The sequence below is a fragment of the Providencia sp. PROV040 genome (assembly GCF_032706145.1).
Classification (GTDB): domain Bacteria; phylum Pseudomonadota; class Gammaproteobacteria; order Enterobacterales; family Enterobacteriaceae; genus Providencia; species Providencia hangzhouensis.
This window is the reverse complement of the sequence record NZ_CP120530.1, coordinates 1,957,219-1,981,578: the sequence shown is the minus strand read 5'-3', so window position 1 is coordinate 1,981,578 and position 24,360 is coordinate 1,957,219. Positions and strand designations below refer to the sequence as shown.

Sequence of the window (24,360 nt, the reverse complement as noted above, 5' to 3'; positions counted from 1 at the left end):
CGGCACTATCCTTCTTGATTTTCCAATAACATCATAACGTGAGCGACGGTATGAAATGACCCGCACACCACAATCACATCTTGCTCATTAGCATCGACGCAAGCTTGCTGCCACGCTTTTTCTACGCTTTCAAACTGGTTAGCTGTGGGTAAATATTGACTAAGTTGGGCCACATCTGCTCCCCTAAACTCAGTTAATGGCGCAAGGTACCAGTCGGTGACTTGTTGTGATAAGCACTCAAGTGTCCCTTTGATATCTTTATCGCCTAGCATCCCAACCACCGCGCGAATGCGACGTTTTTTAGTTTCCGGTAAGGCCGCTAATTTACTGACTAAGTACCCTGCGGCATGGGGGTTATGCGCCACATCCAATATCATTAACGGTTTTTCACCAATAATTTGGAAGCGCCCCGGTAATTGAGCTGATTTCAAACCTTGATGAATGGCGGACTCAGTCACTTTTTGGGCAATATCAGCATCAATTTCCAATAAGCAACTCACCACACCCAGCGCTGTTGCTGCGTTCGCTAAAGGTACATTGGGTAACGGTAAATCATGCCATTCACGCTGTGAACTTTTCCATGACCAGCTATTTGCTTGCTCACTGTATTGCCAATCCGTACCACGGCGAAATAGCTGTGTACCTAGCTGCTCAGCCACTTGAGCAATTGAAGCTGGCATGTCCGGTTCACCGACCACTCCATAGTGACCTTTGCGGAAAATACCGGCTTTTTCATAACCAATATGTTCACGGTCTGCACCTAACCAATCTGTATGGTCTAAGGCAATACTGGTGATCGCCGCAATATCCGCATCAACGACATTGGTCGCATCTAACCGACCGCCTAAACCGACTTCTAAAATCACAATATCGAGTTTAGCTTGCTTAAATAATTGTAACGCCGCCAAGGTGCCGTATTCAAAATAGGTGAGCGAAATATCTGCACGTTGTGCTTCAATTGTGGCAAATGCTTCACAGAAATCAAACTCAGGGAGCTCTTGGCCTTGAATACGAACGCGTTCGGTATAACGAATAAGGTGCGGTGAACTGTAAACCCCAACTTTTAACCCAGATGCCATAAAAATAGACTCTAGCGTATGGCAAGTTGTCCCTTTTCCGTTGGTCCCAGTGACAGTGATAACTTTAGGTGCAGGTTGCGTTAGGTTCATTTTCCTAGCAACTTGACCGACTCGCTCCAACCCCATATCAATATTTTGACTATGTAAGTCGGTGAGATAAGAAAGCCAAGCCTCCAATGGAGACTTGGCATTAGGAATGATTAGATTACTCATCATCTTTTTTATGCTTTTCAGAATCCTTTTTTGGCTCTTGGGCATCAAGTTCATCAACGGCGTTAATGTCGATTTCAACCGTTTCCGCTACGATGATAGGCGTGTCATTAAAGCTTGGTTTATTGGTTAACATCGCTAACACTTCAGCTAAGCGATCACGCATCTCAGGGCGGCGAACTATCATATCAATCGCGCCTTTCTCAAGTAAGAATTCACTGCGTTGGAAACCTTGCGGTAACTTTTCGCGAACAGTTTGTTCGATAACACGTGGCCCTGCGAAACCAATTAATGCTTTCGGCTCTGCCACATTAATATCCCCTAACATCGCTAAACTTGCAGACACCCCACCCATGGTTGGGTCGGTCAATACCGAGATGTAAGGTAAACCACGTTCTTGCAATTTTGCCAAAGCTGCACTGGTTTTTGCCATCTGCATCAATGATAACAGCGCTTCTTGCATACGCGCACCGCCACTTGAAGAGAAACAAACCAACGGGCAGTTATCTTCCAGAGCTTGCTCCACTGCACGCACGAAACGCGCGCCAACAACAGAGGCCATTGAACCGCCCATAAAAGCGAACTCAAACGCCGCAGCCACCACAGGCATACCTTTCAACGTGCCTTTCATCACGATGATCGCGTCTTTTTCACCTGTTTCTTTTTGCGCAGCAGCAATACGGTCTTTATATTTTTTTGAATCTTTGAACTTAAGAATATCTTTTGGCTCAAGTTCACTGCCCAATTCCGTTGTTGAGTTTTCATCAAGGAAGGTTTCTAAGCGCTGACGTGCGTGAATTCGCATATGGTGGTCACATTTTGGACACACGGATAAATTACGCTCTAATTCAGCACCATATAATACTTGCCCGCAGCTATCGCATTTGGTCCAAACCCCTTCAGGGATATTGGCTTTGTGTGATTGGGTCAAGTTACCTTTCTTTAAAATTTTTTCAATCCAGCTCATTAATGGACCTTTTTGTCTGATTCACTCTGGTTATCACCAGTATGTAATTTTTTGCCATTAAACCACAATGATATCTCACTGTAGATAAAAACTTGTTAAACCACCTTACTAAACCGCTTAGTGGTTATCGATTTTTTGCGCTGCCGCACGCTTTTCTTTCGCAGCTATTCGACGATGACGAATAATTTCAACAACACCCGGAAGAATTGAAACAAAGATAATCGCGACTATCAGTAATTTCAAATTCTTTTGTACGAACGGTAATTCACCAAAGAAATAACCCGCATAAGTGAATAATAATACCCAAATAAACGCGCCCGTCACATTATAAAAAGCAAAGTGACGATAAGACATTTTCCCCATTCCTGCAACGAATGGTGCAAAAGTTCTGACTATCGGCACAAAGCGTGCCAGTATAATCGCTTTACCGCCATGTTTTTCATAAAAAGCATGAGTTTTATCTAAATAAACACGACGAAAAATCTTCGAGTCTGGATTTCTGAATAATTTCTCACCAAAAATACGCCCAATTGCGTAGTTTACAGCATCACCAATAATCGCTGCCGTAATCATTAAAGCGACCATTAAATGGACATTCAGGTCATTACTGTCTAATGACGAAATCGCACCCGCAACGAATAATAACGAATCTCCAGGTAAAAATGGTGTGACCACTAACCCTGTTTCACAAAATAGGATCAGAAATAGGATACCATAGACCCATGTACCATAATCTCTGACCAGTTCAGCAAGATGGACATCGATGTGTAAAATAAAGTCGATAATAAAAGTGATAAATTCCATAAAATCCTCATTGATAATAGCATCCATGCTATTTACAAAAATTATGAGATAAATAAAAATTCGCTTTACATCAGTTCATCTGCCAGAAAAAGCGGCCCCATCACATTCTGAGGCAACTCAAATTTCTCTGGGTAATCGACACTCACTAAATACAACCCTTCCGCTTTTGCGGTTGCAGCTGCCTTGGTACGGTCTTTTAACTCAAGAAGATGCGCCATCCAATCAATGTTTTGATTGCCACAACCAATCTCCAACAGACTTCCGACAATATTTCTCACCATATGGTGAACAAACGCATTGGCTTTGATATCTACCACCACATAATGACCGTGGCGACTGACATTCACATGCATCACATTACGCCATGGCGACTTTGACTGACACTGGACTGCTCTGAATGAGGTAAAATCACGCTCACCCAATAGCGCCTGTGCCGCTTCATGCATTCTTTTTTCATCGAGTGGATAATGAAAGTGCGTTACGCCACTCGATAAAATTGCTGGCCGATAACGGTGATTAAAAATCACGTAGCGATATCGACGCGCTGTTGCACTAAAGCGTGCATGAAACTCCTCGGCCACCGGTTTACACCAGCGGACAGCAATATCAGGGGGCAAATGCGTATTCGCCCCCATGGTCCAAGCCGCTTCTTTACGAATGGCAGAGGTTTCGAAATGCACCACTTGCCCTGTAGCATGGACACCAGCGTCTGTGCGCCCTGCGCAAAACACGCTAATTGGCTCCGCTGCAATTTTTGACAAGGCTTCTTCTAAACAGCCTTGAACACTTTTAACTTCTTGCTGACGCTGCCAACCAAAATAACGACTGCCGTTGTATTCAATACCTAATGCGATTCGATACAACTGTGTAGACTCAGACATTAGTAAAACAGCTCCTGAGCCAGTTTTTCTGCTGTTTCTACCGCCATCAGTGCCCCACCGAAACGCACGTTATCAGCCACTGACCAAAATTGTAAAATTTCAGGTATGCCATAATCATTACGTACACAACCAATGCTTAATTGGTCATTACCTGACGCTTCAGTCACCTGTGTAGGATAATCACCCTCTTCTGAGACCTGAATATCTTCAAAACGTTCAAGTTCTTCGTTCGCTTCTTCTGCACTCATTGGGCGCAAAGTTTCTAAATGAACGACTTGCGCATTCCCATAAAAAACAGGAGATTGAATAAAACTCACCGCCACTGGCAAGCCACCATCTTGCAGCACCTTACGCACTTGCTCAACCAAACGACGCTCGTGAACGACACTGCCTTCTATATCCGCCAGTAATGGCAACATATTGAACGCTAATTGCTTACTAAAACGGCCTTCTTCTGCAGGAATACCATTTAATAAACGCGCACTTTGCCCTGCTAGCTCGTCAACGGCGGCTTTACCATAACTAGAAACCGACAACATATTTGTTAAGGTTATACGCCCCACCCCTGCGGCATCCACCAGCGGTTTGATTGCCGTTAATAATTGACTCACAGAGCTGTCTGCCAATGAAATAATATTACGGTTGCGGTAATCGGCTAAGACTTGCGGATTCACATTCGGGACAACCAGTGGCACATCCGGTTCTTGAGCAAATACGCCACTCGTATCGATGACAATGCACCCTTCTTGTGCCGCTAATTCGGCATATTGTAGGCTGACACCTTCATTGGCTGCAAAAAAGGCAATTTGTGCCTGTGACCAATCAAAGTCGGTCACATTTTCAACTTGAATACTTTTACCATTAAAGCGTACGCTCTCCCCTGCACTACGCTCACTGGCAAGTAAATATAATTCGCCGACTGGGAATTCTCTTTCTTGTAACAGTGAAATAATAGCTTCACCTACAGCACCGGTTGCGCCTAATACTGCAATATTCCAACCTTCAGTCATGGCTATTCCTCTAAAAAATAAAAAATTAAATAACACCAATCGGTGTTATTTAATCAGGTGTTCATTTTAACTAATCTATTTTGTGCAAACTAAACTTGCTGTAAAACCAAGCTCATTGAGTTTTGATGCCGTTTGTTCATCATCACAAATAATTTCAAGGGATGACCATTCACGACGCTCTTGATAATTTTTGCGCAGCTTATCAAATTCACCTTTTACCCCTGCAACGGCTCTTAACACTGCATCATCTCGGCGCACATCATACACGAGATGTACTAACCTTTTGAGCTGGTTTTGCGTTAATTTACCATTGAAAGTCAATTGATTGATATCTGGCTTAGGCAGTAATGATGAAAGAGAAACTTGTGACGATTTGCCGAGAAACTGGCAGTAAGCTTCATAAACTTGCGTCGTTCCTCGGGCTTTACCTTCTAGCGTATAGCCTGCAATATGCGGCGTGCCAATATCCACTAATGCTAAAAGTGCCGTATCTAAATCAGGCTCTGGCTCCCACACATCTAAGATAACGCTCAGTTTTTTTCCGCGGTTAAGCACGAATAATAGGGCTTTATTATCAACTACCTCACCCCGACTTGCGTTAATTAAAATGGTACCATCGCGCAATTTTTCTAAATGCGTTTCATCCATTAAATGGAAAGTTTTATATTCCCCTGACATATTCAGCGGAGTATGAAAGGTAATGACATCAGCGTGCTCAAGGATATCATCAAAAGAAACGAATGACTCGTCATCCCCCTTGGCTGCACGTGGCGGATCGCAGAGTAATGTTTTGACTCCCCAAGCCGATAACCTTGCAGCTAAACGCCCTCCGACATTACCGACACCTATGATCCCTACTGTTTTATCACGCAAATCAAAGTTATCACGTTCCGCTAGTAATAATAGTGAAGAAATAACATATTCAACAACCGCTATCGCATTACAACCCGGCGCTGATGAAAAACCAATATTTGCCGCCGATAACCACTCGGTATCAATATGGTCAAAACCGGCTGTCGCGGTTCCAACGAATTTAACTGGCGTATTACCAAGCAGTGATTCATTAACCTTAGTGATAGAACGCACCATTAATGCATCTGCATCAATTAATTCTTGTTCTGGTATAGGACGTCCCGGTACTGCTTTCACTTCACCAAGCTCGCTAAATAAAGTTTGAGCATATGGCATATTCTCATCGACTAAAATTTTCACGCTGTTGTCCCAATCAATAACTTTTTTGTATTGTGTCGTTATATAGATAAGTGGAACAATATTTTGCCACGGTTTAAGCCAGATGCCTATGAGAGGTTGCCTTCTACGTCAAATTCTTTCGCTCGAAAACGGTCTGGTGTGACACCTGATATCTGCTGGAACATCGCAATAAAGGCGGATGCCGAGCTATACCCAACATCCAATGCGACTTCATGGACACTTTTCCCCTTTTCTAACCCGGCAACGGCATGTAAGTATCGCAAGCGTTGACGCCATTCACTAAACGACATACCTAATTCTTGCTGGCAGCGTCTTGATAACGTGCGTTCCGATGTATAATAGCGTTTTGCCCATTGTGCTAACGTCGTGTTATCGGCTGGGTCGCTTTGTAACTCTAATAAGATTGGGGCAAGAAATTTGTCTTTTGAAATAGGCAAATAAGTATCTTGGCAAGGGGACAATGGAAATTGGTCAATCAGCACATGAGCCAAACGTAAGTCTTGCTCTGTTTCAGGCTGAACAATACCGCGTTGGTACATATCCGTCATAATTGATTGAAATATAGGGCTAAGCTTAATCACACAAGGCCGCTGGGCAAGCACTTGGTTATATTCATGAGAAAAATCGATGATCCGAAATTTGACACTTTCTTTATTAAAGCTAGCATGGGAAATGTTCGCTGGGATCCAAATGCAAAACTCTGGCGGCGCTAGATAATGTTGACCAGCCACCTCCATTTCCATAATGCCACAGACCACATACAGCATTTGCCCAAAAGGGTGTGAATGGGATTTATACTCAGTGAGGGCCGCGGTTTGCTCGTGCCGAAAAGCCACCAATTCAGGCTCTGCGATATTACATTCACTGATTTGCCAAATGTCTGATTTTAAGTTTTCCATGGTTCCTGTCTGAAAAGCGTTATCGGTTGTCTGGTTATCAGTATATATAAAAAATCGGACAGATGTATACTAGCGCCCATTCAATATGGGAGAATATTTTAATGAAGAATCTTCTTTTTCCGCTGATTGCGGTTTTATTATGGTCAATTAATGCCATTGTTAACAAAGCGGCATCCACTGCCATTGACCCTGCGGCAATCTCATTTTACCGTTGGGCGTTGGCATTTCTTGTCATGACTCCTTTCGTATTACGTTCGGTGCTCCGAAACTTTAAAACGGTTATGAAACATTGGTGGCAACTCGCCATTTTAGGCGCGCTAGGGATGATGCTATACCAAAGTTTAGCTTATTATGCCGCACACAGTGTAAGTGCAACCTTTATGGGAATTATGAATTCAATGATCCCATTACTAACAGTAATTATTAGTATCTTTGTGCTACGCGTTATTCCTACTGTGGGGATTATATTAGGCTCAATTCTTTCATTATGTGGATTAGTATGGTTAGTGAGCCAAGGAAGCCCAAGTGCGTTATTTTCTCAAGGCTTAGGTCAAGGGGAAGCCATGATGTTGGTTGCGTCCGCTGCATACGCCCTGTACGGTGTTCTGACTAAGCGTTGGTCAATCCAATTATCTAGCTGGGACTCGCTGTACGTTCAGGTTTTCTTTGGCGTTATCATGCTACTCCCTAATTTCTTGCTAGCTGAAGATGTCTCTCTGAACAGCCAAAATATCGGTTTAGTGGTATTTGCGGGGATTGCCGCCTCCATTGTTGCTCCTGCATTGTGGATCCAAGGTGTTATGCGCCTTGGTGCGAATACAACCTCTATTTTTATGAACCTAGCTCCCGTTTTCACTGCCATTATCGCTATTTTCGCCTTGGGTGAAGAACTTAAAAGCTACCATTTAATCGGTGGTGGTGTGGTATTACTCGGGGTAATGTTAGCGCAACAATTACGTACACCACTGACAGAATTATTCCGCCGTGAAAAAAAGGTGGTTCAAGAAGATTCTTGCCAGTAGAATAGAATTACAAAAGCAATAAATGCAATGTCGTCACTCATATGCCCCACTTTGTGGGGCTATGTTTGAAATCCTCGCCGTCCCTTCGTTTATTTCCCTTCATATTCCTTACCATTAATACTTTGTGACATTTTAAATCCCTCTCAAATCACCTTTAATTCGCCCACCATTGATATGATTTATCGAATTACCGTTTTTCAGATAGAGGATAATCCGATTGAATCTTCTGGAATTCCAATTAGACTTAAGCAAAATCAAATACCCCTTTAGGAGTATTAACTCCATTCAATAAGCCGTGATAATGCGATAAACCTAAATGGATCGTGGCAAGTAACCACCATAATAAGGAATGACAATGACTAAGCCGTTCAAAGTTGGGTTGTTCATATTGATAATAATTGCTGTAGCCATTGGCATTTATTTCGTCAATACCACCAACTCATCCTCTCCCTCACAATTAGGCTACGACTTATATCAACAAGGTGAATCTCAAGCTGCATTTGAACAATTCCAAAAAAACGCAGATAAAGACTCACAATCCGCTTTTGCCTTAGCCATGATGTATAAAGAGGGTATTGGCACAAAAACTGATGATGTGGCAGCCCAAAACTGGCTAATTAAAGCGGCGGAAGCTAACAATAAAAATGCGTTATATAACCTTGGCTTTTTCCGTTATAAACACCTAATAGAAGACACTTCTACTGATGAAAACGGTTTAACTTCTTTAACTAAAGCGGCTGACCTCGGTGTTAAAGAAGCACAAGAAATGGTTGGGGGTATTTATTTAGCTGATAAATACGAACAAGTTCCACAAAATATCGAACTTTCTCGCCAATATTTTACGTTGGCTTCTGAACAAGGTTCAAAACTGGCAAAATTTGCTTTGGGCTATATCGCTCATGACTTTGAAAATGACAGTAAGAAAGCCGTTGAAATATTAACACCGCTTGTCAGCAACGACTTTCCCTTACCCGCGATGTTACTCGCGTCGATATATGAAGAAGGTGGTAACGGCGTACCACCAAATCCGCTGTTAGCCAAAAAATATGAACGCCTCTCTTTTTCCTCTGCATTAGAATACATTTCTGACGCGAGTGAATTAGAGCCAGGGGCTTTATCATTGTATGGTTCACAAACAGAAGAAGAAAAACAAAAAGTCATCACTAATTTAGAAGAACGTGCGAGCCGTGGTGATGAGAACGCCATCTATGCTTTGTACCAAAAATATATGACCGGCGATGGCGTGCGGAGAAATAAAAACCGTGCGATGGTTTACCTGCGACCGCTTGTGGAAGCTAAACACCCTAAGGCATTATATTTAAATTACAAAGCTGACACCGACCGCATTCAGGATTTAACTGATGCCGCTGATGGCCAATACCCTCCCGCGATGTATCAAGCCTATAACGTGTATTCTGGCCGTACATTTAGCGATGTTAAGCGAAATGACGCTTTAGCTGAAAAATATCTCACCGCTGCCGCAGATCTTGGCGACTTAAACGCACTTGTTACCATCAACCAGAGAGCAATTTCTAGTTACGATTTTCCAAACAAAAAACTGAGTGATACTGTCGCTAAATACACTCCTATTTTAATGGAAAAATACCCAAACTCCGCGGAAGCTTTAGTGGCAGCAAGTGATGTTTATAGTGCTAAAGGTAGCCCATTATTTTCGCCAGAAAAAGCCTTCGCTACTTTAGAAAAAGCAAATCGCATAGACCCCACTTATGATGCTCAGATGCAATTAGCGCGTTATTATATTAATGCTTTTGGTACTAAGCAGGATGTGCAGAAAGCCGCTAAATTACTCATCGACAACCTTAATGAAAACGATTACCCATCAACGGCCGATCGCTTATTAGTTCAAGTATATTATCGCTATGATATCAAAGCACTTATCGATGAGAAAACGATTGTCGATATCCTCAAAAACGATGTCATTAAACGCGAAAATTACGCCTTAGCTTATTTGTATGCTGACTATTTACTAAAAGAAGATGCAGAGAAAAATAGTGTTCAGGCCTTTGATTTATATGAAAAATCAATCAAACAAAATTATAATAGCCAGGTTTATTATGCTGCAGCATTATTAAAATACCGGCCAACAGAAACCAATAAAATAGCTAACCTGATAGTCAATGTGCTCCATTCACCTCAAGCACAAGCCGAATTACTTCCAAGTCAGTTACAAATCGCTAAAGATATTTTATTAAAAACAGGTTTAAATCGCGCTGACACAAAAGCGTTATTAGTCAAAATGGCTTTATATGAAAACCATGCTGAAGCTCAAAAATTAATTGAACCACTGATTAATAAAGATGCTGATATCACCTATTTATATGGGATAAACAAGCTCACTCAATTAACTAATGTTGATACCTTAAGTGATGCTGAAATAAAACCATTGTACGATTATATTTTAAAAGCTGCAGAATTGGGTAGTGCATCTGCTTATTTATATATCGCGCAAAACCTTGATGGCGTTACTTATCACAATGATAAGGCGTATTACAAATCTCGCTTCCAGCAAATTACTGGGCTTACCGCAAAAGATTTAGTTCCTCAATATAAAAAATGTGCGGCACTCAAAAATAACCGCTGCTTATATGAATTAGGGGAAATATATCAAGAAGGTAACTACGGCGAAGATGCCAATTATGATACCGCCCTTTTCTATTACAATCAGATTTCTGACCCTGATTTTAGCTTTTTAAAATCACGTAAAAGAGAAATTGAAAAAGCCAAAGCTTCATTTGCCAATATTCAACTAAAAGCGAAACAGAATGACCCTGATGCGTTACGTACGCTCGCCAATGCTTACAAATATGGTAATTATGGGAAAAAAGTCGACCAGAAAAAGTGGCTTGAATATTTAGAGAAAAGTGCAAAATTCAATCAAGAAAGTGCACTTGAAGAACTCATTGATTATTACCAACAGGATCAATATCTCAATGCAAATAAAGCAAAAATCCTAGGTTATTACGACCAATTAGCAGCGATTGGCAGTAAAGACTATACCCGTAAACTGGCACATCAGTATTTAAATGGCAGCCAGCTTGTTGAGCCTAATCGACAAAAAGCACGTGAGTATTACCTTAAAGCAGGAAGCTGGGGCAATGAATTCATCAAATATATGGATGATTATGACATTGGCATGAAAATGCTCAATGAAAGTCCTTCAGCAAAATACAAAGTGGGTCGAGCTTATTTCTATGGCCAAGGTGTCAAAGAAGATCGCCTTGAAGCGGCTAAATACCTGAAACAAGCTAGTGATGAAGGTAATGACCACGCAATCGCTCTCTATAGTGAGATGCGATATATGGGCGTGCTAAATGAAGAAAAAAATGCTTGGGTAATGGAACCTGATTGGGATGAGGCCATTATTTATTTACGTAAACATTCGAATCCAAAACGGGTTGATGATTATATTGAAGCCTATGAAACTCTCGTTGTTCCTGCCAAAAAAGGCGATAGAACCGCTTATATTAAACTCGGGGATTGGTATAGTTCGCGCGGTAGAGATCTCGCGGCGCAAGATTGGTATAAGAAAAGTATTGCGGCGGGCAACTTAGCCGCTCACCAACCGCTTGATTCGGTTACTAAGGATAACCAAGAAAAACGCCAGAATTACGTTGAAGGTGCAGCAAAAGGTGATTTGTTCTCTAAAGTTCAACTAGCCAGAACGTATTTATATGATAACAAAATTCTCTCTGGCTCTCCTGAATATGATTTAGCCATTCAATATCTACAAGAGGGTATGAAATCAGCTGATGATAAGGTTTCTAATAATGCCTTCGATGCATTGGTGGATTTGTATCGAGATGGAATTAAAGATAAAAAAAGAGAGCTTAATCGCCCTAAAGACGAACAAAAATATTTAGCACTGCTTCTAAGTGAAGAAAACACTCGTACCAAAGCTTTAATTAATCTGTATTACTATTACGTAAATAGTGATAACGCTAAAGCCTTAACTTATTTGCAACGGGCTTACGATAAAGGTGATTTATCCGCAACGGAGAAACTCTATCAAATTTACTATCCTGGCCAATATTGTGGAAACAGCAATAATGTGGATATGGATAAAGCAAGCCAGTATTTGAAGGAATGGATTGAAAAAAGCAATTTCCAGAAAAATACCGACAAACACTATATTCATTATCCAGAAAGTCTTTCCAAAGAGATGGGAACCATCTATTTAAAAGGTGATTGTGATATAGATAAAAATATCGACAAAGCCATCGAATGGTATCAAATTTCGTTAAATTACCACCCAACTCACGCACTTGATGCAATTTATCAGGCTTATGTAGAAAAAGGCGATGTCAAGCAAGCCTATTACTATGCATTACAACTTGATAAAAAACCAAGTTCTATTGAGCTAATGGATACACTTTCAGCCCAAGATAAACAAGCAATTGAAAAACAAGTTGCCGATGAAAAAGCCTATGAGAAATATGGTCGTTTCGCCGAGCAAATTGAAAAGCAGCGCGTCGAAGCTGAGGCAGGCGACAAAATGTCGGCCTTCTCATTAGGTATCGCTTATGCACGTGGTGAACGAGTGCCTGAAGATACCCAAAAGATGATCTATTATTATGAATTAGCAGGGAAAAATGGCTATCCTCGCGCTTATAATATTTTAGGTAATCTTTATCGTAAAGATAATGAGCGCGGCATAGAAAAAGACTTCCCGAAAGCGCTTTATTATTTTGATTTAGGCGCACAACAAAATGACAGTAACACCGCTCATTTAGCTGGGGATATGCTCTATTTTGGCCAAGGTGTGCCAAAAGATTATGTCCGCGCAGCAAAATATTACGATATGACAGACCTCGAACAAGGTACTCACCATGCAATGGCAAAATACAAACTTGCTTATATGTATTATAACGGCTGGGTCGGTACCAAAAGTAAAGACGATATCCAAAAAGCCCATGATTACCTTGAACTTGGCGCAAAATATCAAGACAAAGACTCAATCAACGCACTAAAAGAGTGGGATTTTAGTCTAATTAACTAATAATTGACCTATAAAGGCGCTAACTTCCTTTAGCGCCTTAACCTATCTACAATTATCATTTTTATATCTAAATAAAACAATATCATTCCCTCCACTTATGAGATTGCTAAAAGTTTCTTTGCTAATAATTTAAATTATATTAATCGTATTTTTATATAAAATAAAAATTAGTCCAAATTCTATTGTTAGATTATATTTTATTGGCATCTGCATATATGCAGTTTTCAATAATCATTAACATGGAGTGTTTACTATGAGTTCTACATTTAATAAAAATCAGATATCGCTGGCAAATATAGATAGTAAAAATATATTTAAGGAAATAGACTATTCAACAATCTTATCAGTTAGTAAAAAACCACCGACAAATACCATTTACTTAGAAAAGACATATCAAAGTGTTATCAATAATCTAGACAAAAATAGTACAGCCATTTGTCATTTACTTGCTAAAATTGATAAATTAAAACATAAATTTAAGATAGAAGGATCTGATGAATGGTCTGATTTAAATCAGATTGAATCTATGCTTCACGAACAAGACAAAAATCAAGAAAAAAATTTCGAAAAATTACAAGAATTACATAGTAAACATACAAATAAGCAAGGCTATTATACGATCCCTGAAAATTCAGAATCTATTCTTTTCAATAAATCCAATTTAGTTAATGAATATAACGCTGATTTATTCAGTTTTATGATTGGTTTACGACATAGTAAGAAAGGCCATTTTGTTTCACCTAGTGTAATTTCATATCAAAAAAAACCTATTATTCTAAAAACTATAGGTGCCGATCTTAATCAAATTAATGAAGGCCTTAAGAATAGTTATGATTTATCCCAACAATATCTATATAAAACGGTCGAGAATATGCGTATTAGATCTAGTCATATGCAAAGAATATTAGGACTAGATGTAAATATAATTAATTTATACATAACTGCTAAGAAAAATCAAAATAACATAGAACAGCTACTAAGAGAACTCAACAGCAATAGCTTAATGCATTTCAACAGCAATAATACCGTCGATGACTTAATGAAACACACGACAGAGTTAAATACTCAATATACAAAAATTAAAGATTTGCATAACGTTTTTGACCAAGTCAAAAGTTCTGAATACTTAGATGAAATTCATGATATATTTAAACAACATAAAGACACTCAAATTAATTATCAGGAGAGTGACTACCAAAACAATAAAGAATTTAAATTATTAACTGAATTAAACCAGTCAATTAAATATTTAAAAAACTTAAAGACCAACATTAAAGAAAAATTTAAAAACCACAAAGCATCAGTTTTTGATTTGCTCAAACTTGACTACAACAAGCAAGAAAAATATCAAAAAAATATTGATGAAAAGTTAGAAGAATTATTCAATAAAATTGAGTCACGTATCAACATAGAAATAAAAAAAGAAGCAGGTTTATATTACAACCAGTCCACATATTCAATCAATAGATCCCAGCTAGAAAAAGACATATTAAATTTAAAAGAAAGTTTAGCTAGTTATATTATTGAGAGCAGGATATTGACTAATGAGAAGGAAACTCATAATTTTATTGAAGAATTAACCACTCAGTTTCATGATGAATTCCTTAGAGCAAAAACACTCGAGAAATTTGTTAATTTAGAATTAAACAATCACCTACATCAATTTACTCCACCAAGTAAAATAGTCTCTTACACTAATAACTTTGGTGATAAAAAAGATAACATATATATGCTAGCAGTAGAGAAAAAAATATTGAAAGATGAAATAAACAATTTGATTTCTAACATTAATGTAAAGATCCCTTTAAAATCAAGGTCGCCTGCTATTGATAAAGATACATATTACCAAACAGTCAAAGACAAAATGTATACATTATTAGACTTAACTGAACAGTTAGGGAAGTTAACTAAAATATACAGTTCAAAAGAACACTCAGAGATACTAGAATATATCAATGATATTCATTCTTTAGAAAAACAAATTGTCCAGACAGAAAAAGAGATTTCTCAATATATTTATACTCATTCAGAAAATAAAGACAAAAAATCAATTTCTTCAGAAATAACACCATTAATTATTGAAATCATGAATAAAAAATCAAAAATAATGTCAATTGAAACTCGCATTAACGAGGGAGCTGATGGAGTCAATTTCACTGATGGTAATGGAAATAATAAAGACTTTGAATCCTTATTATCTTCGATCATCGCTGAATTTCCACAAGACACGGCAACTAGCGATGCATACAACCAACCATTACATAAAAAATTAACACCTATATTAGCCCCATTACGGGATTAACACATATTTTTATTTTACTAGATTTGTATTTTAGTATTATGAAACCACCTACTGAATTAGGTGGTTTCTGTTACCATGGCGCCTGGCTGGCTTTAAATGCGATTCTAACCAATAATCCATTAATTAATTTACTTTTTAATAATTGAGATTCAGAACCATGATAGCTAGCAATATCTTTCACAAGCGCCAGTCCAAGCCCTGCCCTTCCCTAACATATTATTTATAACGTATAAATGCTTCTATAGAACGGTTAATTTTAGGGGAAATTGACACTCCAAATTATAATTTTCCTTATACAAGCCATAGCTCTTCCTGAATATTATTAAAATAAAAAAACCATCAAATAAAATCGTTCCTCTTTTAAATATATAGTTAAATTTTAACAATCATCTTTGAATACTAAACAATACTTCAAATGATATCAATAATACTTCCATACCAAATAAAAATTAGTCACCTCATTCTAAGTAGGTTATATTAATTAACTACGACCACAGTAATGAAATATTTAAAAACTATTAACATGGAGTGTTTACTATGATTTCAAATTTAACCCTAAATACGAAACAAGAGTTACAACAAAGTGAAAACAATATCAATATATCTGAAATATTACGTGAGAAAGAATATTTAACCGCAGTAAGAGATGACTTTATTTCTAACGTATATAATTATGTTCCATTAAAATCTGTCACATCTAATGTCAGCGAGGAAACCTATTGTCAAACGATTAAAGATGCATTGTTAGATATCACTAATCAACGCTTACAATTAAACAAAATACAAAAATTGAAATCAGAATCTGTTGATACTACATATTTACAAGAAGAAAAACTTGCTAGTGCAAAAAATGATCTAGTGACATACATTCAAGAGCACTCAGAAAATAAAGATTCAAATTTGATTTCCCAAGACATATCGGCTTTGCTTGATGAAATATACAACACAGATTTAAAAATAGAATCAATCGAGACATTTATTAATGAAGTAAAAAATGACACAGCGCTAGCTGTAGCTAGTATATTTCTTAATGAAGACAATAAGTTAGATTCAGAATCATTATTATCATCCTCAATAGCAAGCCTCGAACAAAACACAATAACCTGTGATTTTAAACACGAACCTTCAAATAACACGCTATCGCAGATATTAATATCAATGTGAAACTAAACGTATCTAGCTTTTACTGCGTTTAGACTTTGTCACCAGAGAAACGCCTTAGTAAGGGCGTTTTTCTTACCACGGCGCTTGGCTGGCTTTAAATGCGATTCTAACCAATAATCCATTAAGTAATTTACTTTTTAATAATTGAGGTTCAGAGCCATGATAGCTAGCAATATCTTTCACAAGCGCCAGCCCAAGGCCAGCGCCTTCCTTACCTAACGCATTATTTAAACGAGTAAAGGCTTCCATAGAACGGTTAATTTTCGCATCTGGGATCCCAGGGCCAGAGTCTTCAACCTCTAAGACCCAATGAAGATGGTCATCACTGCTGACCACACGAACGGTGACCACCCCATTTGCAGGCGTGTATTTAATCGCATTATCAATTAAATTTGCACACATCTCAGCTAATAAGATAGGCTCGCCTTTAATCCATGCCGTTTCCGCACCTTCATAACCTAAGTCAATATTTTGGCTTTCAGCTTGAGATAGCCGAGTAAAACACGTTTGGTGAACAATTTCCACTAGATTTATGGCTCGATACTGCGTAATCGCTTCTTTTTCATGGGCTTTTAACCGCGATAGCTGCAAAAGCCTATCCGTCAAAATGATCGTATTATCGAGGGTTTTATCGATAGCTTGTAAACTCTGTTGCCGTTGAGTTTCATCCGTACTATTAATCGCGACAGAAACCTGAGTTTTTAATACGGTTAAAGGTGTTTTTAATTGGTGAGAAGCATCTGCACTAAAGCGTTCTTGTCGTCTAACCATCCGCTTTAGGCGTGAAATATAACGGTTTAATGCATCAATTAATGGTGATAAATCCGACCACGGCAATAAATCTGGCAAGGGTGTTAAATCATTAGCAGAACGGCCTAACATTAAGTGAGATAATCTTTTCAACGGTGCCAGCAGCTTACTAAGTAGAATATAGGCAAGCACCATGGTTAAAAGTACCACGGTACCTTGACTCATCAAGGCAGAAATTAATAATTGATTAGCGAAATCTTGCCGCGAATAGACCGTTTCCGCAACACGAATTTCAACCATCCCAGTGATACCACCTTCATTAATCGGTTGATAAAACGCAGCAATGCGAATAGGTAAACCTTTATACTGTGCATCATAAAAATAAACTAGCGCAGTATAGTGCTGTGAACGCATCCAATAAGGGGGAATTGGCGGTAAATCGTCATAACCAGAGATAGTTTCACCGTCAGGAGAGATAACTTGATAAAAAATTCGGTCATTATTATTTAGTTCGAAACTATCGAGCACCACATAAGGCACATTCACCGAGAGATGCCCATCTACCACTTGTAAGCGTTCTGCAACTGTTCGAGCTGAAGCTAGTAACGTTCGATCATAGGCTAAATTTGCAGCATTTTTTGCACTGTAATAGTGGGTATAAACCGAAAAACTCCCCAACAAAATGAGGGGGATACCGAAAAAAAGCAGTAACTGATGAAAGAGAGAGCGTGGATGAGCGACTAATTTCATACACTACACTGCTCTAATCGGTATCCCAATCCGCGTAAGGTATTGATGTTAACATCCGAACCGGCAAGTTTTTTTCTTACACGGTGAACATATAACTCAATACTTTGTAAATTGGCTTCATCTGACAGCGAAAATACCTGTTCAAATAATTGCATTTTAGAAACAGGCCGACCTCGTCGATGAAATAGGGTGTTTAACACCGCATATTCCCTTGGTGTTAAGCCTAGCGGCTCTTCGCCTAATAAAAAATAACCGTCCTCATGGTAACTAAGTAAACCAAACTGTTGTGACTCATTAACTTGCCCTTGGCTACGCCGTAATAAAGCACGAAGACGTGCTTCTAATTCCGCAATATCAAAAGGTTTCGTCAGGTAGTCATCAGCCCCTGCATTTAACCCTTGTACACGGTCGGCTACGTCGGAATTCGCCGTTAGTAACAAGACGGGAGTTTCTTGATGCCGTTTGCGCATTTGCGCCAATACCTCAAGCCCACTCATTCTCGGAAGTGATACATCTAACACGACTAATTCATAGCGTTCAGTTTGTAATAGCTGGTCTGCTATCGCACCATCACTAGCAAGATCAACCGCAAACCCAGATGACGATAAGGCCTTCTGTAACCATAATGACAACTCGTCATGATCTTCAACCAATAAAATTCTCATTCCGCATACTCATTATAATTATTTATCAGTATACGTTGGCATTCCATTGAATGAATGGAAAGCAAATGTGCACATTTTTACTGTGTCCATCACAACTATTGCTAACAAACACTATTAACGTGATTAATTTAACATTAAATTAACATAACAAAAAAGTAAAAATACAAAACAATCTGATATATATCACATAAAAATAATAATATTTGTTAATGAAAGGTAAATGAAAGCTTCATCGGGCGATGATGCCATACCAGCACAACAAGCAGTAATAATATATACCTCTAATTATTGTCTTAGTAAGGAAAAATAATGAAAAAATTCACCCAGACGGCCTTAGCAACAGCAATATTTTTAGTTGGCATCAATCAAGCAAACGCCCTACCCGAACGTACAGAATGTATTGCCCCCGCCAAACCCGGAGGTGGTTTTGATTTAACCTGTAAATTAGTACAAGTGTCTCTTCTTGAAACTAAAGAAATTGAAAAACCAATGCGAGTGACCTATATGCCAGGCGGTATTGGTGCCGTTGCTTATAACGCTATTGTCGCACAACGCCCTGCGGAACCCGGCACCATTGTTGCTTTCTCAGGAGGTTCCTTACTCAATCTCGCGCAAGGTAAATTTGGCCGCTATAACGAAAATGACGTGCGCTGGCTCGCCAGTGTGGGGAGTGACTACGGTATGATAGCCGTACGTGCAGACTCACCTTATAAAACACTTAAAGATTTAATGGATACCTTCAAAAAAGATCCTAACAGCATCGTATTTGGTGCGGGAGGGTCTATTGGCAGCCAAGATTGGATGAAAACGGCCTTATTAGCCAAAGCCATTGATATCGACCCACGAAAAATGCGTTATGTGGCCTTTGAAGGCGGCGGTGAAACCTTAACTGCATTACTGGGCAACCATATTCAAGTCCTTTCAGGGGATATCAGTGAAATGACGCCATATATCAATGAAGGTAAAATTCGTATCCTTGCTGTTTACTCAGACAAGCGCCTTGGTGATGGTTTATCAGATATTCCAACAGCAAAAGAACAAGGGTATGACATTGTATGGCCAATCATTCGTGGTTTCTATATGGGGCCGAAAGTCTCCGATGCTGACTATAACCAATGGGTCGAAGCCTTCCAAAAACTGCAACAAACCGACGAATTCAAAAAACAACGTGAACTGCGTGGTTTATTTGAATACAACTTAACCGGGCAAGAACTCGATAGCTATGTCAAAAAAGAAATCGAGCAATATCGTGAACAAGCCCGTGCCTTCGGTTTAGCCAAATAACGGAGTGAACGATGAGCCAACGCATATTTGCCATAGTTTGGCTAATACTGTGTGCTATCGGAATTTATATTGGTTGGGGGATCCAAAGTGAATTTAGTTATGAACCACTGGGCCCCCGCCCTTTTCCGGTTGTCATACTCTCCTTAATGGCGCTTTGTGCCCTTGCCTTATTATTTGGCAAGCAAGAAGCCGTTGAGTGGCCAAAACCCTATGTATTACGTCGTTTAGTTTTATTAGTTGTTGCACTTGTTATTTATGCATGGGCTTTTGAATGGTTAGGGTTCCCGATTGCAACCAGCTTACTCACCATCAGTATCGCCCTGCTATTTGGTGCGACACCTATCGCCGCGATTATTTCGGGCCCGGTCTTAGGTATCTTTTTGTTCTATGCCTTTGATAAATGGCTAGATGTAACCTTGCCTATTGGCAGCCTGCTAAGTTAAGGAGCGAAATCATGGAAACTTGGATGTATCTATCGCAAGGTTTCGAGGTCGCACTAGTTCCTCAAAATATCTTGATCGCCTTAATTGGCTGTTTTATCGGTACAATCGTGGGTATGCTTCCCGGCCTTGGCCCAATTAATGGTGTCGCTATTTTGCTACCATTGGCCTTTGCCCTGAAATTACCCGCCGAGTCCGCATTAATCTTACTCGCCACGGTTTATTTAGGCTGTGAATATGGCGGACGCATATCATCAATCTTACTTAATGTCCCCGGCGATGCCGCAGCAATCATGACCACGCTAGATGGTTATCCTATGGCAAAACAGGGAAAAGGTGGCGTTGCGCTCTCTATTTCCGCGGTCAGTTCATTTATTGGTTCAACGATTGCAATTGTAGGGATAATACTATTCGCTCCTTTGCTTGCCCAATGGTCACTCGCCTTTGGTCCTGCCGAATATTTTGCCTTAATGGTTTTTGCCATTGCCTGCTTAGGTAGCATGATGAGCCAAAACCCAATCAAATCACTATTGGCTGCATTAATTGGTTTATCACTCGCCACTGTGGGAGTGGATGCCAACTCTGGGGAATATCGTTTTACGTTTGATAGCGTACATTTATCGGATGGCGTGCAGTTTATCGTCGTGGTTATTGGTTTATTTTCTGTTAGTGAAATTTTATTGATGCTCGAAGGCACTGCAACAGGCCAAGGTCTGATCCGTAAAACAGGCAGAATGCTATTCAATCGCAAAGAAGCCAAAGCATGTGCTGGCCCTGCTTTACGCTCTTCATTCATCGGTTTCTTTGTTGGCGTTTTGCCGGGAGCGGGTGCCACCATCGCCAGTGCTATCACCTACATGACTGAAAAGAAAATCAGTGGTGAAAAAGGCGATTTCGGTAATGGGGATGTGCGTGGTGTTGCCGCACCAGAAGCGGCCAATAATGCCTCTGCGTGTGGATCATTTATTCCTATGTTAACCTTGGGAGTTCCGGGTTCAGGAACCACTGCCGTGATGATGGGCGCACTAACGCTCTATAATATCACCCCAGGCCCAGGTATGTTTACAGAGCAACCGGATATTGTTTGGGGGTTAATTGCCGCTCTGTTGATTGCCAACGTGGTTTTGCTCATCATGAATATTCCATTAATTGGCTTATTCACCCGCATGTTAACGGTTCCTTTATGGTTTTTAGTCCCTGCTATTGCTTGCATTTCTGCTGTCGGGGTATATGCCGTTCATAGTACGACATTTGATTTATTACTCATGATGGGGCTAGGCGTATTTGGGTTTATATTACGCAAAATGAACTTCCCACTTTCACCATTAATTTTAGGGTTTGTACTGGGTGAAATGTTAGAACAAAACTTACGCCGTTCATTATCCATCAGTAATGGTAATTTCGATATTCTTTGGAGCAGTACGATTTCCCAAAGTTTATTAATTCTAGCGGTATTAGTGCTAATTTTGCCACCAATTATAAAGCGCATTCGTAAACGTAAACAATCCGCTGTCTCATCGTAATTAAGTGTTCATACAATCTCTGTAAAACTTTGCCCCAGTGTATTTGGGGCATTTTTTTTATTAGTCAGTGGAAAAATTTATATAACTAAGTAAAACCACATTGTTATCATGAGCTCCTTCGCCATAATAGATATTCTTTGATGGTGAACTAATAATAGTACTTGGCCGTTTTTGGGGCATTTCTATGTAGTGGAAATGGATTTTCAATATTATGTATTTTACTAATCATCTTACTAAATTTACTGCGGATATAACGAGATAATGCCGCACCTAAAATTTTGAAATCCTGTTTCCAAATAGCTGCATGAAACCTTGTTACACTCATATGATTTCCTCTAATCAACTAAATATTGAGTCAATATCATGTCACTATTTTAGGCAGAAAAATTTAATAAAATGACGAATACTCATTCAATCATTAATAAACCACGGATTCAGATAATGACGATGTATTGAATAACCTCAATCAATTATCTTAGCCATCTCATTTATTAAAACATAAAACACAATGTTCGATAGATTACTTTTTGTCCTTTTTAATATCCAGCCAAAACCGTTAGCATATACTCGCACTATTGATGTCCATGGTGACTGTTATACTATCCATAGTCAAAAACCTGTCACTATCACGGAAAAAGACAGTGGTTATATCCAAATAAAAGCATTGGGTAAAATGCATATTTTTTGTGGGGAAATGTTGCTTATCAGCGTAAAGAAAAATACCACACTGGTGACTATTGGCTGGGCGAAAGATAAAAGCCAAATATTTGAAGTGCGTAAAAATGTGAAAGAAACTGCATATCGAGTGAATTCAAATAATTCGAGTTCAAGCTACACGCCCCCTTATTATGACAGTTCATCCAGTGATAATAATCACCGCTCAAGCAACCATTATTGTTCTAATGATAACTCAAGTTCAGATTGCTCATCGTCCGATTCAGGAGGAGCAGACGGTGGAGGTAGTGATTAAACAAAAAAACGAGAACCGAAGTTCTCGCTTATTTAATACGTTAGCCTAATACAAATTATGCTTTGTATTTGCTCATCACTAATGTGGCGTTAGTTCCACCGAAACCGAAACTGTTAGACATGACCGTATCCAGCGCTTGTTCGGTTGGTTTTGTCACGATATTCAAGCCCGCAGCTTTCTCATCTAGGTTTTCGACGTTAATGCTTGGCGCAATAAAGCCGTGTTCTAACATCAGTAAGCTATAAATTGCTTCGTGAACACCCGCAGCACCTAATGAGTGACCACTCATTGCTTTCGTTGCTGAAATTGCTGGAGAGTTGTTACCGAACACTTCTTGAATCGCTTCTAACTCTTTCGTGTCACCCACTGGCGTTGAGGTACCGTGTGTATTGATGTAATCAATTTTATCAACACCTTGCATCGCCATTTGCATACAGCGAACAGCACCTTCACCTGATGGAGCAACCATGTCTGCGCCATCTGAGGTCGCACCATAGCCCACGATTTCAGCGTAGATATGTGCACCACGCGCTAACGCATGCTCTAATTCCTCAACAACAACGATACCACCACCACCTGCGATAACGAAACCATCACGGTCTTTATCGTAAGTTCTTGATGCTTTGTCTGGCGTCTCATTGTATTTAGTTGACAATGCGCCCATTGCGTCAAACTCACAGGTCATTTCCCAGCTCAGTTCTTCACCGCCACCAGCGAAAACAACATCTTGCTTGCCTAATTGAATTAACTCAACCGCATGACCAATACAGTGCGCTGATGTTGAACAAGCAGAACTGATGGAGTAGTTCACACCTTTGATTTTAAATGGCGTTGCTAAACAAGCAGAAATACCTGATGCCATTGCACGAGTCACCATGTATGGGCCCACACCACGTAAACCTTTAGCACGCATACCGTCAGAACCAGCAACTTGGTTACGTGGAGAACCACCACCAGAGCCAACAACGATACCTGTACGTAAATTTGAAACTTGTTCTTCTGTTAAACCTGAATCCGCAATCGCTTGTTCCATCGATAAATAAGCATAGGCGGAGCAATCACTCATAAAACGGAAAATTTTACGGTCGATTAAATCTTTTGGGTCTAAATTTTTAACATTACCCCAGACATGGCTACGCAGCCCTGCCTCTTTGAATTCTTCTGAGAAAGTGATCCCGGAACGACCTTCCTTCAGAGAAGCCAGTACTTCTTCCTGGTTATTACCAAGGCTGGAAACAATACCTAGACCAGTGATGACTGCACGCTTCATTCGTTACCTCATGTCTATAATTATATGATTGCGGGATTACAGGTTGTCACTTTAGCTTACACTTGTACGCTGAACAAGTCCGATCAGGGTAAATATTTGTATTTTTTTCTTTATGACGCCAATAAGACTTTTTTATGACGG

19 protein-coding genes are annotated in these 24,360 nt (G+C 39.5%); 8 read left to right on the top strand and 11 right to left on the bottom strand.

Annotated features, from left to right (window positions below):
- Window positions 1-5: 5 nt before the first annotated feature.
- From folC to P3L40_RS09045, 7 genes are all read right to left on the bottom strand, one after another.
- A complete protein-coding gene (gene folC / locus P3L40_RS09075; protein ID WP_210852345.1) occupies window positions 6-1,295 on the bottom strand; it encodes a bifunctional tetrahydrofolate synthase/dihydrofolate synthase in 1,290 nt (429 codons plus the stop codon).
- The gene (gene accD, locus P3L40_RS09070; protein ID WP_004257287.1) at window positions 1,285-2,256 is read right to left on the bottom strand and encodes an acetyl-CoA carboxylase, carboxyltransferase subunit beta; all 972 of its coding nucleotides are present in this window, start codon (window positions 2,254-2,256) and stop codon (window positions 1,285-1,287) included. Before accD ends, folC begins: the two co-directional genes overlap by 11 nt.
- A gap of 117 nt (window positions 2,257-2,373) precedes the next feature.
- Window positions 2,374-3,060, bottom strand: a complete 687-nt coding sequence (locus P3L40_RS09065; protein ID WP_094962679.1) for a DedA family protein — start codon at window positions 3,058-3,060, stop codon at window positions 2,374-2,376.
- A gap of 65 nt (window positions 3,061-3,125) precedes the next feature.
- Window positions 3,126-3,941: a tRNA pseudouridine(38-40) synthase TruA gene (gene truA / locus P3L40_RS09060; RefSeq protein WP_004257279.1), complete on the bottom strand. Its 816-nt coding sequence runs from the start codon at window positions 3,939-3,941 to the stop codon at window positions 3,126-3,128.
- Window positions 3,941-4,951 carry an aspartate-semialdehyde dehydrogenase gene (locus P3L40_RS09055; RefSeq protein ID WP_210852343.1) on the bottom strand — a complete coding sequence of 337 codons (1,011 nt, stop codon included), beginning with the start codon at window positions 4,949-4,951 and terminating at the stop codon, window positions 3,941-3,943. The genes truA and P3L40_RS09055 overlap by 1 nt, the downstream gene beginning before the upstream one ends.
- Before the next feature lie 75 nt (window positions 4,952-5,026).
- Entirely contained in the window at window positions 5,027-6,163 is a 1,137-nt protein-coding gene (gene pdxB, locus P3L40_RS09050) for a 4-phosphoerythronate dehydrogenase PdxB (protein ID WP_210852341.1), read from the bottom strand.
- Between the two features lie 86 nt (window positions 6,164-6,249).
- Window positions 6,250-7,062, bottom strand: a complete 813-nt coding sequence (locus P3L40_RS09045; protein WP_136135022.1) for a helix-turn-helix transcriptional regulator — start codon at window positions 7,060-7,062, stop codon at window positions 6,250-6,252.
- Between the two features lie 101 nt (window positions 7,063-7,163).
- On the opposite strand from P3L40_RS09045, the gene P3L40_RS09040 reads away from it, so the two are divergent.
- The 4 genes from P3L40_RS09040 to P3L40_RS09025 all read left to right on the top strand — a co-directional run bounded on the left by P3L40_RS09040 (window position 7,164) and on the right by P3L40_RS09025 (window position 16,567).
- Window positions 7,164-8,084: a DMT family transporter gene (locus P3L40_RS09040; RefSeq protein WP_036957974.1), complete on the top strand. Its 921-nt coding sequence runs from the start codon at window positions 7,164-7,166 to the stop codon at window positions 8,082-8,084.
- Between the two features lie 355 nt (window positions 8,085-8,439).
- Window positions 8,440-13,101 (top strand): tetratricopeptide repeat protein, encoded by a 4,662-nt coding sequence (locus P3L40_RS09035; RefSeq protein ID WP_247605773.1) that lies wholly within the window; start codon window positions 8,440-8,442, stop codon window positions 13,099-13,101.
- 253 nt (window positions 13,102-13,354) lie between these two features.
- Window positions 13,355-15,403, top strand: coding sequence for a hypothetical protein (locus P3L40_RS09030; RefSeq protein ID WP_136135020.1), 2,049 nt, complete (start codon window positions 13,355-13,357; stop codon window positions 15,401-15,403).
- Window positions 15,404-15,940: 537 nt separating this feature from the next.
- Window positions 15,941-16,567 (top strand): hypothetical protein, encoded by a 627-nt coding sequence (locus P3L40_RS09025; protein ID WP_136135019.1) that lies wholly within the window; start codon window positions 15,941-15,943, stop codon window positions 16,565-16,567.
- A gap of 72 nt (window positions 16,568-16,639) precedes the next feature.
- Here the strand turns inward: P3L40_RS09025 and P3L40_RS09020 are convergent, their stop codons facing one another.
- A complete protein-coding gene (locus tag P3L40_RS09020; protein ID WP_136135018.1) occupies window positions 16,640-18,067 on the bottom strand; it encodes a sensor histidine kinase in 1,428 nt (475 codons plus the stop codon).
- Complete coding sequence (gene tctD, locus P3L40_RS09015) at window positions 18,064-18,732, bottom strand: transcriptional regulator TctD (RefSeq protein ID WP_004257247.1); 669 nt, start codon at window positions 18,730-18,732, stop codon at window positions 18,064-18,066. The genes P3L40_RS09020 and tctD overlap by 4 nt, the downstream gene beginning before the upstream one ends.
- Before the next feature lie 309 nt (window positions 18,733-19,041).
- Here tctD and P3L40_RS09010 point away from each other — a divergent pair, with 309 nt between their 5' ends.
- The 3 genes from P3L40_RS09010 to P3L40_RS09000 are packed head-to-tail and all read left to right on the top strand — an operon-like array spanning window position 19,042 to window position 21,979.
- Window positions 19,042-20,016 (top strand): Bug family tripartite tricarboxylate transporter substrate binding protein, encoded by a 975-nt coding sequence (locus tag P3L40_RS09010; RefSeq protein WP_004257243.1) that lies wholly within the window; start codon window positions 19,042-19,044, stop codon window positions 20,014-20,016.
- Between the two features lie 11 nt (window positions 20,017-20,027).
- A complete protein-coding gene (locus tag P3L40_RS09005) occupies window positions 20,028-20,459 on the top strand; it encodes a tripartite tricarboxylate transporter TctB family protein (protein WP_094962691.1) in 432 nt (143 codons plus the stop codon).
- An 11-nt stretch (window positions 20,460-20,470) separates the two neighbouring features.
- Complete coding sequence (locus P3L40_RS09000) at window positions 20,471-21,979, top strand: tripartite tricarboxylate transporter permease (RefSeq protein ID WP_136135017.1); 1,509 nt, start codon at window positions 20,471-20,473, stop codon at window positions 21,977-21,979.
- Between the two features lie 148 nt (window positions 21,980-22,127).
- Here the strand turns inward: P3L40_RS09000 and P3L40_RS08995 are convergent, their stop codons facing one another.
- Entirely contained in the window at window positions 22,128-22,304 is a 177-nt protein-coding gene (locus tag P3L40_RS08995) for a hypothetical protein (protein ID WP_210852339.1), read from the bottom strand.
- A gap of 183 nt (window positions 22,305-22,487) precedes the next feature.
- On the opposite strand from P3L40_RS08995, the gene P3L40_RS08990 reads away from it, so the two are divergent.
- Entirely contained in the window at window positions 22,488-22,949 is a 462-nt protein-coding gene (locus P3L40_RS08990; protein ID WP_136135016.1) for a hypothetical protein, read from the top strand.
- 55 nt (window positions 22,950-23,004) lie between these two features.
- Here the strand turns inward: P3L40_RS08990 and fabB are convergent, their stop codons facing one another.
- On the bottom strand, window positions 23,005-24,219 hold the full coding sequence (gene fabB / locus P3L40_RS08985) for a beta-ketoacyl-ACP synthase I (RefSeq protein WP_004257234.1): 1,215 nt from the start codon (window positions 24,217-24,219) through the stop codon (window positions 23,005-23,007).
- Window positions 24,220-24,360: the final 141 nt, after the last annotated feature.

Bases quoted from the DNA above. Each gene is read 5' to 3' on its own strand.
- folC (WP_210852345.1), bottom strand. From the start codon at position 1,295: ATGATGAGTAATCTAATCATTCCTAATGCCAAGTCTCCATTGGAGGCT.
- accD (WP_004257287.1), bottom strand. From the start codon at position 2,256: ATGAGCTGGATTGAAAAAATTTTAAAGAAAGGTAACTTGACCCAATCA.
- P3L40_RS09065 (WP_094962679.1), bottom strand. From the start codon at position 3,060: ATGGAATTTATCACTTTTATTATCGACTTTATTTTACACATCGATGTC.
- truA (WP_004257279.1), bottom strand. From the start codon at position 3,941: ATGTCTGAGTCTACACAGTTGTATCGAATCGCATTAGGTATTGAATAC.
- P3L40_RS09055 (WP_210852343.1), bottom strand. From the start codon at position 4,951: ATGACTGAAGGTTGGAATATTGCAGTATTAGGCGCAACCGGTGCTGTA.
- P3L40_RS09045 (WP_136135022.1), bottom strand. From the start codon at position 7,062: ATGGAAAACTTAAAATCAGACATTTGGCAAATCAGTGAATGTAATATC.
- P3L40_RS09040 (WP_036957974.1), top strand. From the start codon at position 7,164: ATGAAGAATCTTCTTTTTCCGCTGATTGCGGTTTTATTATGGTCAATT.
- P3L40_RS09035 (WP_247605773.1), top strand. From the start codon at position 8,440: ATGACTAAGCCGTTCAAAGTTGGGTTGTTCATATTGATAATAATTGCT.
- P3L40_RS09030 (WP_136135020.1), top strand. From the start codon at position 13,355: ATGAGTTCTACATTTAATAAAAATCAGATATCGCTGGCAAATATAGAT.
- P3L40_RS09025 (WP_136135019.1), top strand. From the start codon at position 15,941: ATGATTTCAAATTTAACCCTAAATACGAAACAAGAGTTACAACAAAGT.
- P3L40_RS09020 (WP_136135018.1), bottom strand. From the start codon at position 18,067: ATGAAATTAGTCGCTCATCCACGCTCTCTCTTTCATCAGTTACTGCTT.
- tctD (WP_004257247.1), bottom strand. From the start codon at position 18,732: ATGAGAATTTTATTGGTTGAAGATCATGACGAGTTGTCATTATGGTTA.
- P3L40_RS09010 (WP_004257243.1), top strand. From the start codon at position 19,042: ATGAAAAAATTCACCCAGACGGCCTTAGCAACAGCAATATTTTTAGTT.
- P3L40_RS09005 (WP_094962691.1), top strand. From the start codon at position 20,028: ATGAGCCAACGCATATTTGCCATAGTTTGGCTAATACTGTGTGCTATC.
- P3L40_RS09000 (WP_136135017.1), top strand. From the start codon at position 20,471: ATGGAAACTTGGATGTATCTATCGCAAGGTTTCGAGGTCGCACTAGTT.
- P3L40_RS08995 (WP_210852339.1), bottom strand. From the start codon at position 22,304: ATGAGTGTAACAAGGTTTCATGCAGCTATTTGGAAACAGGATTTCAAA.
- P3L40_RS08990 (WP_136135016.1), top strand. From the start codon at position 22,488: ATGTTCGATAGATTACTTTTTGTCCTTTTTAATATCCAGCCAAAACCG.
- fabB (WP_004257234.1), bottom strand. From the start codon at position 24,219: ATGAAGCGTGCAGTCATCACTGGTCTAGGTATTGTTTCCAGCCTTGGT.